The 16,104-nt window shown below is 53.4% G+C and carries 10 protein-coding genes; all 10 read right to left on the bottom strand.

The window, feature by feature from the left end; translation table 11 throughout:
• Positions 1-122: 122 nt before the first annotated feature.
• Positions 123-1,526: a helix-turn-helix transcriptional regulator gene (locus NYE26_RS14875; protein ID WP_339256908.1), complete on the bottom strand. Its 1,404-nt coding sequence runs from the start codon at positions 1,524-1,526 to the stop codon at positions 123-125.
• A 585-nt stretch (positions 1,527-2,111) separates the two neighbouring features.
• Complete coding sequence (locus NYE26_RS14870; RefSeq protein ID WP_339256906.1) at positions 2,112-3,131, bottom strand: hypothetical protein; 1,020 nt, start codon at positions 3,129-3,131, stop codon at positions 2,112-2,114.
• Entirely contained in the window at positions 3,115-3,867 is a 753-nt protein-coding gene (locus tag NYE26_RS14865; RefSeq protein ID WP_339256904.1) for a (S)-benzoin forming benzil reductase, read from the bottom strand. The genes NYE26_RS14870 and NYE26_RS14865 overlap by 17 nt, the downstream gene beginning before the upstream one ends.
• Positions 3,868-3,887: 20 nt before the next feature.
• Entirely contained in the window at positions 3,888-4,448 is a 561-nt protein-coding gene (locus tag NYE26_RS14860) for a helix-turn-helix domain-containing protein (protein WP_339257491.1), read from the bottom strand.
• A gap of 256 nt (positions 4,449-4,704) precedes the next feature.
• Positions 4,705-6,582, bottom strand: coding sequence for a beta-L-arabinofuranosidase domain-containing protein (locus NYE26_RS14855; RefSeq protein ID WP_339256902.1), 1,878 nt, complete (start codon positions 6,580-6,582; stop codon positions 4,705-4,707).
• A 268-nt stretch (positions 6,583-6,850) separates the two neighbouring features.
• A complete protein-coding gene (locus tag NYE26_RS14850) occupies positions 6,851-8,410 on the bottom strand; it encodes a glycoside hydrolase family 3 N-terminal domain-containing protein (RefSeq protein WP_339256900.1) in 1,560 nt (519 codons plus the stop codon).
• A gap of 34 nt (positions 8,411-8,444) precedes the next feature.
• Positions 8,445-10,331, bottom strand: a complete 1,887-nt coding sequence (locus NYE26_RS14845) for a DUF4838 domain-containing protein (RefSeq protein WP_339256898.1) — start codon at positions 10,329-10,331, stop codon at positions 8,445-8,447.
• A gap of 678 nt (positions 10,332-11,009) precedes the next feature.
• Positions 11,010-12,173, bottom strand: a complete 1,164-nt coding sequence (locus NYE26_RS14840) for an amidohydrolase family protein (RefSeq protein ID WP_339256896.1) — start codon at positions 12,171-12,173, stop codon at positions 11,010-11,012.
• Positions 12,170-12,946, bottom strand: coding sequence for a glucosamine-6-phosphate deaminase (locus tag NYE26_RS14835; RefSeq protein ID WP_339256894.1), 777 nt, complete (start codon positions 12,944-12,946; stop codon positions 12,170-12,172). The genes NYE26_RS14840 and NYE26_RS14835 overlap by 4 nt, the downstream gene beginning before the upstream one ends.
• A gap of 48 nt (positions 12,947-12,994) precedes the next feature.
• A complete protein-coding gene (locus NYE26_RS14830; protein ID WP_339256892.1) occupies positions 12,995-16,051 on the bottom strand; it encodes a DNRLRE domain-containing protein in 3,057 nt (1,018 codons plus the stop codon).
• Positions 16,052-16,104: the final 53 nt, after the last annotated feature.

The following is a 16,104-nucleotide window of genomic DNA, read 5'->3' as shown; positions in this document are numbered from 1 at the left end:
GCATTGCACAAAATAACTTCAGAACATAACAAAAGAGGCGCCCCCGAAATGTCAGGAGCACCCCTGTATATTTTCGCGAAAATGATTAAGTTCCCAACCATGTCCCAGTGTAGTTACCAAGGTTATCGTCGTTGAAATAACAATTGAAACACTACAGGCTGATACACCTCACTTGATAGATTTTTGAATCTTTCCTCCAGTTCCTGATCTGTAAATTCCCTATATTGCTCATAAAGACTCATAAAAACAATGATATTTTTGCTGCTATTGATCGTAATTGATATTTCCAAGCCTTTCAGTACCGTGTTCAATGCCTGTTCCTTACTCTTGCTGTGATTGAAAAAATAGATTGCCAGGTCGATGAGGAATTGCGCGTAGCTCTCTTGCAGGATGGCCTGATTGTATTCACCGAACTCTGTCTTGCTGGATTCATAAGGTATGTATGCCGCGAACCGCTCTAAGATACTGTCGATATTAAGCTTAAATACATTCGCCGCTTGAACCATATAACGCACTGCCACAAATATTTCATCCTCTTGATTAGCTATATAGTCTGCGTACTCATGTATTACATCCAAATCTCCGGACATTAACCGGTACAGATAAGTGTTAGCTACGGCCCATTCCGTAAATTGTGCAATGACCTGCCGGGATTCTTCATCATTCTCCTGAACCCAGCGTTCACCATTTGCATACAATTTCACAAAGGATAATGCCCTCTTGTAGTCGCCGCACTCTTCGCTGGCAGTAGATCTGGCTAAGTATGCGTACAGGATATAATAGTAAAAAGGACGATCAGGACGCTTCACCCTTTCTTCTATTGTGTTAGATCGGCGGCCTTCCAGCTCATATTGAACGGATGCAATCCGGTGCATTTCCTTAGCGAGTTCGTCTACTCTCTTCCACTTGTGTACCAGACCATAAATATGCATTAGCTGTTTCATTGCATCGAGCTGATCGGCTGCGTCTAAGCGGTTGACATACAACTCAAATTGAGTGGCTGCACGTAACTTCTCCTCCAGATCCTGTTGTTCTTCTAATTCAATCTGAAATATACGGTACTGGCATAATGCTAACCGTTCGGAATGCTGATACTTTTCGGCTTCGCTCACACCCTGATACAGTATCCTTGCAGCTTGGCTTTTATTGTCCCCATACAAAAGTTCAGCGAATTCAAACAGTAAAGATGCATAAGACAAATCCTCCAGCAGACGGTTCACAATCTGTTCAATACAATCCAAACGATCTAGTTCTGCACATCGGAAAATAAAGGGTCGGATCCTCCGCATGGAGACTACAAAAGAAAAGCATTCATCGATATAGTCTTCAAAAAAATAGTCTTCCGGCAGCTTCATTCCAGCAGTAATCGCAGCAAGCTGTGCCATAGAGATTGGATGTTTACCTTTTAAGATCCGGCTGAGCGTACCTGAATTGAGACCCGCTAACTCTGCAAAATGGGAATGTATCATTTGATTTCTGTTCGTATACGCGAGCAGTTCTTCCCGAATCGAATTGACCGATCCCAAACCAACACACCTCCTCCCATAAAATAGGATTAAAAGCATACGTATAGTTGATACTAAGGCTGAATCAAACGGCGGTCAATATAAAGGGATATTTTACTAATTATCCCGTTTACATCTATTATTATATACCTAAAAACATTATACGCAATATATTTCGTGTATTATAAAGCGTTAAATTAACGGGTCTCCTCCCCTATCATAAAAACATACCGAAAAGTTGAGGGAGATATTGCATTTTGAGGATAAAGGATGCACGGAAAGCCGCAGGGTATACCCAAGAATCCATCGTACATCAGATTAACGACACTATGAAATGCACCTTGCGCAACTACCAGAATATTGAGTACGGTGTGGTACTCCCGAACGTTACATTGGCGCTTCTAATCAGTCACTTGTGTGGTGTTGATCCCCGTGAAGTAGATGAATGGAAATACTCTATTCAACGTGCAGATGCGCAAAAAAATGGCAATTGAATTTCCAAAGTCAAATTTTTCACGGCAAAAGGTTCATTCTATACGCAAAAAAACCACCGATGAAGGTTCTAAATCTTCACTGGTGGTTTTTGTTTTGTATGAATACAACGTATTAATCCTTATAAATTCTCCTGTAGCTGTCGCGCAAGCGCATACCGTCGCCCTCTAACACAGTGACAACATAATCCTCCAGGTCTTCGGAATAATTAAAATGCACATTGGCCCCTGTATCCAGGAAGACGATCATGACATCCAGGCTGCGGCATTGCTCTAAGATCTGAATGCCGTGATACCGGGCAAACGCCTGGAAATCTCCCCATGTGAGGAATTCGTTATGCTGCTGCCCCTCCTCTTTCCTATCCTCTCCGTGTTCCCCGATGAATTTCATATTCTCGCCTGTGAACTGCAGCTTCTCATCATAAAAAATCTCCAGCAGCCAACGCTTAAATTGAAATCCTAATATTGTGCCTGTGATACTGTTGTGACTTTCTTTGGCGGTGCAAAGTGTGAGCAGCTCCGGGAACTGGAGGTTCCGCTGCCCCGGCAGCTTGAAGAAACCGCCGTGCTTCAGGTATTCGCTGACCGTATAACCCATGCTCTGCATATCCAGGATCATTGGTTCAGCGATAATGCGGTTCAATTTTCTCTGGTTGCCGTAACGGCTGGTGATCTGATCCAGCAGATTATCGCCATGGTCCGCCGAGTATTGGAAAATAACCCGCAATCCGTTGCTCAACTGCGCTCTGACGCTCTTCCGGTTCTGCTTGAAGCTGACAGACGTCAGCCCCAGCCCGGCCACGTAACCCCCGAAATTCTGCCATAGGTGCATGTCCCTCTCCGTAACTCTTCGTCCTCTGCGGCTGAAGTCAAGCTGCGATCCGAAATAGCCTTTTTTTGCGTAAACCACCGTTAACCTGCATTGCCGGAACTCAAATTCCAGGCTGAGCCCGTGCTCACTTCTGTAGCTGACTTGACAGTCAAGCATAAGCTCCTGAAGTGTCCGTCCGTGATTCTCCGGTATTTCCATATAACCGCCGTATGTTATGAAGTCATCAAGCTGGCTGAAGCTGCTTAATTTTCTGGAGGGACTGATGGTCATCACCTCTCTCTCGGCATTAATCGATGGTTTCAATAATAACAGTCTTTCCGAAATCATCATGTACAAGAATTTCAATTAATCTAGACGCTGTGTATTCCGGTGATTGCAGTTTCCCTTCGGCAGAGAGCTGAATGAATTCATTAACATAGGGGAACAGCTCAGCGGGAACGGACCGTATATCCGATTGCAAGCTTGTGTCGATCATGCCGGGATACACTGCTGCAGCTTTTGCCGGATACTTAGCCAGCTTCTGTTCGATGTCTATACACTTGGTAAAAGAGTCTAAACCAGCTTTGGCAGTACTGTAGGCGCTTTGTGAAGGCAGTATGTACTTTGCAGAAGCTGAGGAGATATTCAGGATTCTTTTGTCCACATTCAGATGCTTAGTAAGTCGTAAAAAGTTGGAGGTAATCACCATGGGTGCTAACAGATTCAAGTGGAGGTTCTCTATGATCTGTCCCGTTTCTAACCTATCAATCGGGCTTACAGGCGTCAGCATGGCGGCATTATTGATTAGATAGACGGCTTCCCCGCTGGAATGAAGATCAATTCGGCTGAATATTTCTTCACAAAGCTGATCGAGACCACTGATATCCGTTAAATCATAATTAAAATAATCCATTTGACAATCCAGTTGCTTCGCTCGCTCCATGAGTCCTTGGTTAGCCGTTCTGGATATACATATCAGATGGTGGGACGGGTCGATGAATTGATTAGCCAGGGATTCACCGATTCCTCTGGATGTACCTGTAATAATAATATGTTTCAAGTGTATCTGCCCCCTGTATGTTATTGGTGATCTTCACGAAGTATCATTCTTCGGACAGCCTCTTCCCAAATCAGCTCATATTCGAGATCCATCCTCATCATCTTGCATCTGGATAAATTATCTATAAGCAGAGCAAGAATGGCTGCGTTAACCCCGATGGTTGAAGAAGCAATAAGCCCGTATTCAGCGCCCTTCGACAGAAGTTGAACAAAACCGGTTACAAAATCTTGTTGGATGCTCAAGAATGGAGCTCGAAATTGCTCATCCCGTTCAGCCAGCATGGCAAACTCACTGAGCACCCTTAAAGTGGAGCGATACTCTTCCTCGCCGCTTGGCAGCATGTTTAGACCGCCGCTGATTAGGATTTCTGCAAAATTGTCCTTATTAACGGATTTCGTATCAAAATACGCTGTAAAATGATGATCCCGGAAAATATGCTCAAAGGTCCGGCTGATCAGCTCTTCTTTTGTAGCAAAATGATAATAAATAGAGGATTTGGTGATCCCCACTTTTTTTGAAATTAAACCCAAACTCGTTTTCTCTATTCCATACTCAGCAAAAAGCTCAAATGCTGCCTGGATGATGTAACTGGATGTAATCTCTTTTTTCTTGATAACCCTCAGGCTCCCTTCGATTGAATTAATGTCATTATAAGGATTAACCTAATGAATTGTCAATAATTTAACGACCGATCGTTCAAAAAATAAATTTACGCATAAAATAACCACCTGCAAGGATACAGGTGGTTGTTCTGCTAAATAACGCCTATGCTTATTTAAATAGACAAGAATGTATATGTTCCGGGGTCCCCGCAAAGTACCTGAATAGACATCGAAGCTAAAACCCCACTTTGTGGGGGGATTTTACCGGGAAATACACCTGATAAGGCTCGTACCCGATATCGCGGATTCTTCTGAGCTGAATGCCCGGGTCCTGGCGGGTGGTCTTGAAGAAGTAACGCCAGCTCCCCCACTCCCGTTCGTTCTCCATGATGATCTCACCGGCTGCATCCGCTAACGGGGTGTAGAGGATCCGTTCATTCTCGGTGATGCCAGCCAGTACTTCAGGGCCATAGCGGAATGCGCCGGTCTGCTCGTCGTCGGGCAGAGGGATGAAACGGATGCCTAGAGGCAGAATGATGCTGATCCGGTCGCCGTCCTGCCACTCTCGCAGTATCGTATAGAAGGCGGAGTGATCCGCAGACTTCCCGTGCAGCTCGCCGTTCACATAGATCACAGCTTCTGACATGATCCAGTCTGGAATCCGCAGATGGACAGCAAACTCGCTGACAGAGCTGGCATGGACGGTGAAGTCATATTTTCTGTAATCCGGCATGTTCTCATGAAGTGCAGTAATCTCATTCAGCTCCTGCTGCCCGGCTGTGTTCGAGGAGTTCAGCATGCTTCCGCTCATATGATCCTGGGATTGCTGAATCCGCACATTCTCTCCGTGGATCTCGGTGGTCAGCTCCGAACGGAAATACTGGCAGACATAGATATCGTTCTGCTCCTGATAATAGATGCCTCTGTTGAGCGCCGCATTGGCCTGGACCATCGTTCCGTGGCAGCAGAAGAAGCTGTCTGTCTCCGTGCTCCAGTCCTTCCGCAGCCCGGCTTTCATCGGCAGGAAGTACGTGAGCAGCCCAGTTGCCGGATCACTGTGCTTGTTGCCGGTCAGATGGTATTCCTGGTAATAGGCCTGCGCCATAATTCCGTTGTACATATTATATTCGATATACTGCGCATAGGCCGGATTCGAGGTGTGCCGGAAAAGAAATTCTGCCAAACGGATCATGTTATACACTGTACAGTGCTCCTGATTCTTATCTCCAAGGCGGGCCTTGATCTTCATTTTCGGCATCCATACTTCACCTGCCGTATTGCCGCCGGTAGCCAGCATCCCCCGCTCAGTGACCGCACATTTCCAGTAAGCCGTGACAATATCCATCCAGCGCTGCTCGCCGGTAACCTCGTAAGCTCTGGCGCAGCCGAGTACCTCGGGAATGGTCGTGTTGGCGTGCATGTTGGTCAGCGGGTCTTTATTTTCGAGTAACGGGCGGAACAATCTGCTGCGGTAATACCGTTCCAACAAAACAGTGTATTTATCGTTCCCGGTCAGCTCCAGCAGATCAGCCCAAGCTTCCAGCATACCGCCTGTCTCCATATCCAGTATGTCATCGAACTTCTCTCTGGTGAAGGTACTGCTCCAATCGACGAACCAGTCGGCGAATCGGTCCGCGATGTCAAGCGCCTTACGGCTCCCGGTGAAATGGTGCATATCGACAAGACCCATAAATAACTTATGAATATTATATTGCGGCGCCCAGATCGCCTTGCCTTGGGCCACCCAGTGCAGATATTTCTCGGGAATCGGCGCAGCCCATTGCCCTCCGTTGTCCTTCTGGCATTCAGCCAGCTCGTCCAGGATAAGATCGGCTTTTACCTTGATTTCGATATCCCCGGTCTCATGATACCGGATCGCTGCCGCAGACAGCCAGTGTCCCAGAAAATGTCCACGGATCTGGCAGACCGGCGTCTCCCAGCCCCCATGGGCATCCGCTGGAATCTCCCTGCCGTCATATCTTCCTGCCTCCACCTTATAGTTAAAGAGGAGATTGTCATTTGTCAGTTTCATCAGATACCGGCGGTTGGCCTCTTCTCTGCGTCTCAAATCATGATCTTGAAGAATGACCTGTTTGCCCTTCAGTTCTCTCATTGCTGCAGCCCCTTAATAGAATGACATTGCTTGCACAATGAAATTATAAAGCAGCCCGTCCCGCAAACCAATGATGGATACAACGATAAAATTGATCCATACCGATCAATTCCGGACGATTGCGTGCTGGATCAGAGATGCTGCAGATCCTCCTCTGTGACGAACACCTTCTTATCTCACATGTATGAACAATAGTACTTTGTTTTCTATCAACACAAATGAGAGCAGACCTCATGTATCGCATGAGAGTCTGCTCTTGAGTGAGTTATTAAGCCTGTCTAACCAACACTTCCGCTAGAGCCTGAAGCGAATAATCGGAGGTGGAGCATAGCAGAATGCTGCCGGCACTCTGCGGCAGGTAAGCATCGTCATACGGGTTACGCAGTACCAGGTTCAGGAGCGGAACGGCCGCCGCAAGCTTCTCGGCAAGTTCGAGCTGGCCCTGGAACAGATGGGCATTCAGTGTCCCCTGAATGACGGTGCGGCCGGCGGCCTTGGCGCACAGGTTCGCAATTTCGGCGGCGTCCGGCTTCATGCTGCAATACTCTGTCTGCACGGACAAGCCCCGGGCTTGCAGCAGCGCAGCCAAGCCGATTGTCTGGCCGCCGGAGTTGTCGGCGATGGTGAGCTGCTCCTGGCGCGGCAAGATCAGCATATATGGGCGCGATGGAGACAGTGGCAGCAATTGCTGCGGATCGCGGCTGATCTTGACCGTGCGGCGCGCATATTGCAGGGCCGTCTCATTCCAGCTCTCGCGCGGAATAGGCCGGGCTGCCGCCTGGTATTGCTGGAATTTCCCATAGAGGCGGTGGATGCGGTTGACCGATTCGTCAATTCTGGACTCTTCGATGACGCCGTCCAGAACAGCCTTGCGGATGCCTTCTATCACCCGCTCCTGGAATTCCGGTGTATGACACATCAGAATCATGTCGTTGCCGGCCAGCACGGCCAGTACGCCCACCTCATCCGGGTTGAAATTCTTCTTGATCGCGCCCATCTCGATGTCATCGGTGCAGATGATACCCTCAAAGCCCAGCCTGCTGCGCAGTAAGTCTCCGGCAAAGAAGGGGCTCAGTGAAGCAGGCAGTCCTGCCGACTCGGGAATGTTAGGAAATACGAGATGTCCCATCATGATTGAATCGGCCCCGGCTTCGATGGCAGCGATAAATGGCAACAGCGGCCCGTTCATTAATTCCTCCAGCGTCAGTTCACACTCGGGGAGGACGACATGGGAATCGCCGCTGACCTGTCCATGGCCGGGGAAATGCTTGGCCGTTACCGCTACACCTGTCTCGTGCATCCCCTGAATATAAGCCTTGCCGAAGGCGGCCACCACTTCAGGGTCTTCGCCGAAAGAACGCACCCCAACAACCGGATTGTCAATGTTCGTATTCACATCCAGCACCGGCGCCCAGTTCATCGGGATGCCCAGCGCGTGGAGCTGGCTGCCGATGATTTTACCCTGGAGATAGGCGGTCTCAGCATCCAGGCTTAATCCGGCAGCACGGTTGCCGGGAATGTAAGGATAGAAGGTCTTGAACTTGGAGAGCGTGCCTCCCTCCTCATCGATCGACACATAGTAAGGCTGCGGAATGCCGGAGTCTCCGGCAATGGCCTGAACCTCCGCCATCAGCTTCAGCGTCTGCTGCTCATCCTTCACATTATGAGGGAACAGGCCAATCCCGCCGAACCGGTTTCCGGACATCCGTTCACGGAACTCCGACTCTGCCGCTATAGAAGGGGTGCCGACTACGCACATAAGCGCTATTTTGTCCTCCAGGCTCATGGCGGCCGGATCATGCTTTAGATTTGCTTCGTTCAGCTGCATAATTGCTCCATCCTCCTCTCGGTATATTGAGTGCTCATTCTCCCTGGGCCAGCCCGATCTCCCGGTAGAGCGTCCGCTCCAGGTAATCATGCAGATAGAAGCGCGATTTCACGAAATGCTCAGCCATATCCCGGGGCTGGTATTGCAGAAGCGCCTCCTGCATCCGGGGCCGGACCGCTTCGCGTCCGTTATGGTTACGTGTGTAATTGTTCAGCAGAGAACGCCATTCTGCGCTGTCGCCCGGGTACAGCTCCCAGCGGTAGGCATACTTGTGAATCGCCCTGGAGCGGTCGGTGGCCACCTCGAAATCATGCATGATCGCGATCAGCTCAGCGTAGCCGTGATTCCGCTGTACCTCCTCCCGCAGCTTCCAGATGATATCGTAGTAATCCTCTAATTGGTAATTTCCCAGCCGCGCATGACCTGTCTCTGGAGTTATACCATGGAACAGCTCCAGGAAGCGGTCGATGAACGTACTAGCATCTGCCCGCCGGTTCCAGGCGAGATCGGCATGAAGCAGCATCGGATACCAGGTCGTCTCGAACACGCCATAAGGAACGCCAAGGCTGAACGGCCCGGTCCAGTTCGTAGCGACCATACAGCGGATATCCAGCTTCTCAGCTGTCTCTGCCCACTGCAGCAGATTGTCGGTCCGGTTGTCAATGACAGGGTAGTTCTGATGCTCCGCCCAGTCGAAGCTGCGGACCGCTGGTGCACCCATCACCTCAATGCCGAGCGCTCTGAACTTATGGGTCAGGGAAGTAACCTCCGCTTGTATATTGCGGCCGTTATAGATCCAGATCATCGCTGCGCTTCGCGGATCAAGCTTCGCCAACTCCTCGGGCGGGCATTTGTCCAGCATGTCATGCCAGAAGATCGGCTGGCGTCCCCGGCTGGCCGTGAATTCAATCAGGCGGTTCAGGAAGGAGATGAAGGCCCGTTCCCGTACGCCGCCGAATTCCTTCCGGCACGCTTCACATTCGCACAGGCTGTACACCTCGTCACAACCCAGATGAATATAACGTGATTCAGGATGGGCATCCATCATCTCCGCCAGCAAGATTGTAATCAGTTCATAGGTCTGCGGATGGGACGGGCAGATCTCGCCAGTAGATTCCTCTGTCTCCCGTAGATGCTTCCAGGCGTCATGGCGCAGCACATACTCCAGATGGCCGAAGCTCTGCTGCAGCGGAATAATCTCGATATAATGCTCATGGGCCGCAGCCTGGAGCGCCTCCAGCTCTTCCCGGCTAAGCGCGTGCTGCGGATGGGCGAATTCCCCGTGCGTCTGGAATGGGAACTTGTCCTCGTATTCAATGAGCACCGCGTTCGTCTTGTAGCGGGAGAATTCAGCCAGATATTCGATCAGCCGCTCCGGCTTCGAGAAGGTCTGGCGCAGATCGAAATTCATCACCCGAAGCTCCGTATCGGGCCAGTCCGTAATGGACATCGCCGGAATACTGCCGTCCCCGTGCAGGCTCTGCAATTGCAGCAGCGTCTGCAAGCCGTAATAGAGTCCGGGGGCGTCAAGGGCGCGGATTGCTGCACCGCTTGCGCTAACCTCCAGAATGTAGCCTTCCGCCCGGCCCTTCAGTGGGGACAGGTCGGCCTTAGCAGGATCAGCAACCGAAGCCCGGCCGTTAGTCGGTCCCGCTTCTCCAGGCACTGCCTGCGCTGAAGTGCTCTCAGTCTCCTCCGTTCCCTCGATTCTCACAATCTCCTCAATCAGCAGCGAGTATCCCTCGCCTGCTCCCGAGACGGCGGCGGTGACTTCCCTGCCGGGAAAAGCCCGCCGGCAATGAAGCACCAGCCGGGGATCTTCCACTTCCATAGCCAGCCGCAGGCGGAATTCCCCGCCGGCTCTCCATGGCTTCTTCTCTGTACTCCTCACCTGCTTTGGCTCGGGTATTAAGCTAAGCATCGCTCTCTCCTCCTAGTACATCGTCAGGTTTAAATTTATGGATTGGATCAGTAAGGACGAAACCGCCTATTAATGTGTTCGGTTTTTCGACTACATTTGGCGCACGTGCCGTTCCCGGTCGCAATGTGATCGGTTTTTCGATTACATTGGGCCTACGCACACCGTTCCCGGTCGCAATTTGTTCGGTTTTTCGACTACATTGGGCCTCCGCACCGTTCCCAGTCGCAATGTGTTCGGTTTTTCGACTACATTTGGCTTACGCACCGTCCCTGGTCGCAATGTGTTCGGTTTTTCGATTACATTGGGCCTACACGCCGTCCCCGGTCGCAATGTGTTCGGTTTTTCGACTACATTTGGCTCACGCGCCGCCCCCGGTCCGAATGTGATCGGTTTTTCGATTACATTGGGCCTACGCGCTGCCCCCAGTCGCAATGTGTTCGGTTTTCGACTATATTGGGCTCACGCGCCGTCCCCGGTCGCAATGTGATCGGTTTTTCGACTACATTTGGCTCACGCGCCGTCCCTGGTCGCAATGTGATCGGTTTTTCGATTACATTGGGCCGGATGGCCTCATTATGACCACTCCATTACATTTATCTCTGATTGTTCGGCACGAACGCAACGTCCTGCCCTATCGCGTTAATGAAATGGGATCAGTTCTTTTATTCTGTTACTCTCCTAGTCCTTCTTGGCCGCTGTAATCCGGCCATTCTTCCACACTGCCTGAATGTCCAGGGCTCCGCCGTTCCTGCGGAAGCCGATCAGATCTGCTGGGGCACCGGCGGTAAGTCCGGCAGCCTGCGGGAGCCCCAGCAGCCGGGCCGGGTGAAGCGAAGCGCAGTCGAGCGCCTCCTCCAGCGGTGCCAGCCCGGCCCGGGCCAGGTAGGCCACCTGGTCCGCCAGCATCATGGCCGATCCGGCCAGCAGCCGCGGATGGCCAGCCAGATGCAGCCTTCCTTCCGGCGTCAGCACCACGTCGCCGCCGATATGCAGCCGGTAGGCACCCGGCGCCATGCCGCTCAGCGAGACGGCATCGCTGACCAGAATCGCCCTCTGCTGCTTCACCCGCAGGATCACCTTCAGCAGCGCATCCGGCAGATGGCAGCCGTCGGCAATCATGCAGCCGTACAGCTCATCGGCTGCGAGCTGCTCCCACAGATAGTGAGGATGGCGCGGAAGCGTGAGATGCATACCATTGCCTAGATGAGTGGACATCACCGCGCCTGCAGCTACCGCTTCCCGGATCTGCTCGGGGGAGGCTGCCGTATGTCCGATGGAGACCCGGACGCCGGAGGCGCTGCACCGGGAGATGAAGGCTGCAGCACCCGGCCATTCGGGCGACACGGTAATGATCCGGATCAGCCCCTCTGCCGCCTCCTGCCAGCGGCAGAAGGCCTCCCAATCGGGCGGGCAGATATGCTCCAGGGGATGCGCCCCGCGCGGACCGTCCTCCGGGGACAGGAAGGGCCCCTCCAGATGAATGCCTGCAATCAGCCCGGCGATATCCGGCTGTGTCCGCACGGCTTCAGCAATCACGGATGCTGCCTGGACGAGCTGGTCCGGCCCGTTCGTAATCAGGGTAGGACAATACGAGGTAACTCCCCGGGCCAGCAGGCGGTGCGAGAGTCCAGCCACGGTCTCCGGTGCAAGCGGCAGCGTATTGAAGTCAAGCCCCCAGCCGCCGTTCACCTGCAAATCAACCAGCCCCGGCGCAAGCCAGGGCCAATCGGCCATATGCGGACTCTCGGCCAGCGTATGAACCGCTTCAATGACGCCACCGTTAACGTGGACTTCAAGCGGCAGGCCGGTTCTGTAATGTCTTCCCGAAATCACACCGTTCATGAGCCGAAGGCATCCCGGTCCGTGAACAGCGTAATGGCGGGATGAGTCCGTAGGATGCTCGCTGGGCACACGGTACTGAGCGGGCCATGAAGCGCCGCTTGCAATGCGGCCTGCTTGGCCTTCCCGGGTACAATCCCGAACAGATGGCGGCCTGCCATCAAGGCGGGCACGGTCAGCGTCAGCGCATGAGTAGGGACATCGTCCAGCGTGGCGAAGCAGCCGTCATTCACCTGCTGCGTCCGGCAGGCTTCATCCAATTCGACCGCTTTAACAAGCAGCGGATCGGCGAAATCGGCTACAGGCGGATCATTGAACGCAATATGCCCGTTCTCACCGATGCCAAGGCAGACGATATCAATAGGCGCTTCATTCAGCAGCTCCTCGTATCTCCGGCACTCCCCTTCAATATTGCCCGTCCGGCCCAGCAGCTCGATCCGTCCGGGATTGACTCTGCTGAACAACCGTGCCTGCAAGTAATTCCCGAAGCGCTGGGGAGCGTCTTCCGGCAGGCCGGTATATTCATCCATATGAAAAGCATGCACCCGGGACCAGTCAATCCCCTGCTCCCGCACCAGTCCCTCATACAGCTCATTCTGTGACGGAGCTGCGGCAAATACGATGCGGACCGGAGCCTGGGACTTCCCCTGCAAGTCTCTGATTCGCTGCCCAACTGCTCCTGCCGCTGCAGCACCCATCTCGCTGCGCTGGTTATAGACCAGAACGCGCATACGCTCCACTAGATGCTCCGCCGCCGGAGTCAACGTCTCTTCCATGATGAACCCTCTCCTCCTTATTGGGCGGAAGTGACCGCCCCTTCTATTTTACAACCCGTCATTTACTAACAGATATGGCTTGTTATCTGAATTCTCTGAACTGGCCAGCGTTACAACGATTCCCGTAGTATTAGGGTCGCTCCACTGAAAGGTCGGCGTAAGTCCAGCCGCTGCTGCCGCGACAACATAAGCGGTCACATCCGCGCTGTACCACCCGGACCCGGTGACCCGGACTGTTCCGAGATTCGTTCCGCCGCTGACAGGGCGGTTATTCCAGGTAATTCCACTCTCGGTCCACTGCGCTCCGGTGTAGCCCTTCAGAGCAAGCGTAACCGGAGAAGCTGGAGCAGCGGTAACATAGACATTCAGCGTTACGGACTGCATCACCGTCCCGGAGAGATTCAGCTCTGCCTTCATAAAGGAGATGCGGTCCCCTCCGCCCTGTGCATTCGGCAGATCGGCAACCTCCAGCACAGGCTCCTGCCCGAAATTAGCGGAGGGCTGGTGCTCATGGACATAGGCATCCATGGTCACCGGGATTACCGGATCTGCCGGGGCACTTCGCTCGATATGCAGCAGATAGAGATCTGCGGTTCCATCCTCGTGATACACCAGGACCGATACCTCGGCAGGCTCTGATCCGATCGTAACGGATGCGGCTGTTCCCGATGCCACGGGCATTCCGTTTACAAGTACCGCATCCGAGGCCTTGACGGTAACCGGTGTGACTTGTAGCACGGTTACGTTGCTGTTGACTGTAACGGTATAGGCTTTGTCACTTGCAGCAAAAGGCTTATCCCACACTCCTGCCGATAACGTTAATCCACTAAGCCCGCCATGCGACAGTAATGCGGTAGTATGCGGCAGGTCATGGGCGCTGGCATAGTAATAACCGGCTGCCTGAACTCTTCTCGGCTCGAATCCGGCTTGACGCCCCGACAGAATAGCCTCTGAAGTGAAGGCTGCCCGCCCGTCCGCTCCTGTTACTGCCGCCGCGTAACGGCCCGTTGAATACGTGAAACGGCCTTCTATAGCAGCCCCTGCGAGTACCTCCCCTGTGGTATAGTCGCGCACTTTCATAGTAGCGGAAGCCGCAGTCCCGTTATACGACAGTTGCATGTCGGTCACAATCATCGGCCTAAGCGCTGTGCTTCCAGTAACAGCTGACACTTCGCTGGAGACCGGCCCGATATTGCCCGCCAGATCACGGGCGGCGATGCGGTAATAATAAGTGGTATCCGGGAGCAGTCCCTTGTCCTGATAATTCAGGCCCCGGGCGAGTCCGGCAATATCCGCAGAGGTTGGCGTGAAGCCGGGCACTGTGCTGCGGTAGATAATGTAGCGGTCTACCTCCAAGTTGTCAGTAGCCATTCCGTAATTCAGCCTTATACTCTGATAGTCACTGGCAACAGCGGTTGGCGTACCCGCAGGTGCAGATGGTGCTTCATGGTCTTCCGGCGCTGTCCAGAAGACGCCGCCCGGTCCCCAATATGAAGGTAATGCCCGGTAGGAATCATAATGATGGACAGCGATTCCGCCGAAAGCGCTGCTCTGCCCGGAAGCGGCGTAGACCTTGTCCAGCTCTGCTTCCATGTGGCTACGGCCTTCCTCCTGGAAGGTAATGGTCTCCGGGTCACCGCTGTTCGCAATATCCAGCGTCTCTACCCCGATGACTACGGAATTCGGCTTGCCGATCGCCTCGGCATAAGCCAGCTCTCCAGCTGCGCCGGCAATGATGCCCGCTGTGCCGTCTGCGGAATCCCGGTAATCCATGATCGAGATATAATCGGAGATATCCTGGATATGCTCGGACAGCCATTTCGTCGTGCCGTTCCACTGGATATTCGCCCCCTGCTCGGAGGAATCATACCATTTAGGGACAGCAGGGCCGAAGGGCAGCTGGATACCGGCTGTATCCCGGCGGTCAATCATTTTTTGCAGACCATCCAGGTACTCCTTTTGCAGGAACTTGCTTGGATCTTTGAAGTCCGGGGAGATATACGGCTCGATGTCCACATTGATTCCATCGAACTTCTCATCCGCATCCACCGCAAGATTGTAGTTGATAATCTGCTCGATCTCCCGTACGGCATGACTATGGTAGCGCTCATAAGCACCCATATAAGCCGGGGAGGTTCCGCCCGCGACAAGGGCATGGACGCTTAAGTTCCGCTCATGCGCCCAGCGCATGAAGGAGCGCAGCTCATCCTCCTGCTCCTCCAGCGCCCGGTAGCCCGCGTAGTTGCCCACAGCCAGATACAGCGTCGTCACCGGCTCTGATCCGAAGGTTGCGGTGTCCGTAACGAAGGACTCCAGCACCTCCCGCGAGCCCGGATTCAGCAGCAGCTTATAGCTCTCCGGCTCCCAGATCCACATGGCCCGGTCCTGATCCGGCAGGGGAACCGCCGTTTCATGTGTGCCCGCACCGACCTGCGCATAGACGGTCGGGCTGTAGCCGTAGCGTCCGGGCGCATTCGTGGCCCGGGCCTCCAGGCTGATCGTGCGGTCACCGATGCCCGCCGTATTCCAGGCATATACATATTCCGTGCCGTTATAAGCGGCCTGCTGCCACGGTCCCCGGTTCACCCGGACCTGCACGCCCGAGACCGGCGTAGCCGATTCTGCCTGAACAGTGACTGCCACCTGTCCAGTCACGGCAATGCCCTCATCCGGACCCGTAATCGTCACCACTGGCGCAACGCCTGCCGGGTTGTTCACCTCAAGGGTGACGGACGGACTCCACACCCCGTAGCGGGTGGTGGTATCCAGCCCGCGGGCCACCAGCTCCACCGGACCGTTATACCGTGAGGTGTCGAGCGTATAAGACCAGGTGCCGCTGTCATCCCCGTCCGGGTCATCCAGCAGCGCCTCGAACTGGGCCGTCCCGTTCACGTACAACCTGACATCGTACAGTCCGGTATAGGTACCGCTGACCTCCACCGGCCCGCCGGAGGAGACATATCCCCCGGGCGGTTCATCCAGTGTAATGGTGCCTGCGGCCCGGGCTGTGCCCGGAACCGCCACTGCTGAGAGTACAACAATCAGACCTACCAAGGGTAGAATCCATCCGAGCCGTTTGCCAGTGCCTTGCAGCCAATGCTTCATAAGCGGCGCCTCCTTTAATGGTCAAGCGAATACTCTGATTGCCTTGCCTGTGC

This window comes from Paenibacillus sp. FSL P2-0136, from assembly GCF_037975325.1.
GTDB lineage: Bacteria > Bacillota > Bacilli > Paenibacillales > Paenibacillaceae > Paenibacillus_AQ > Paenibacillus_AQ silagei.
Note: the sequence above shows the minus strand (reverse complement) of the source record. Positions and strands in the feature narration are given on the sequence as shown.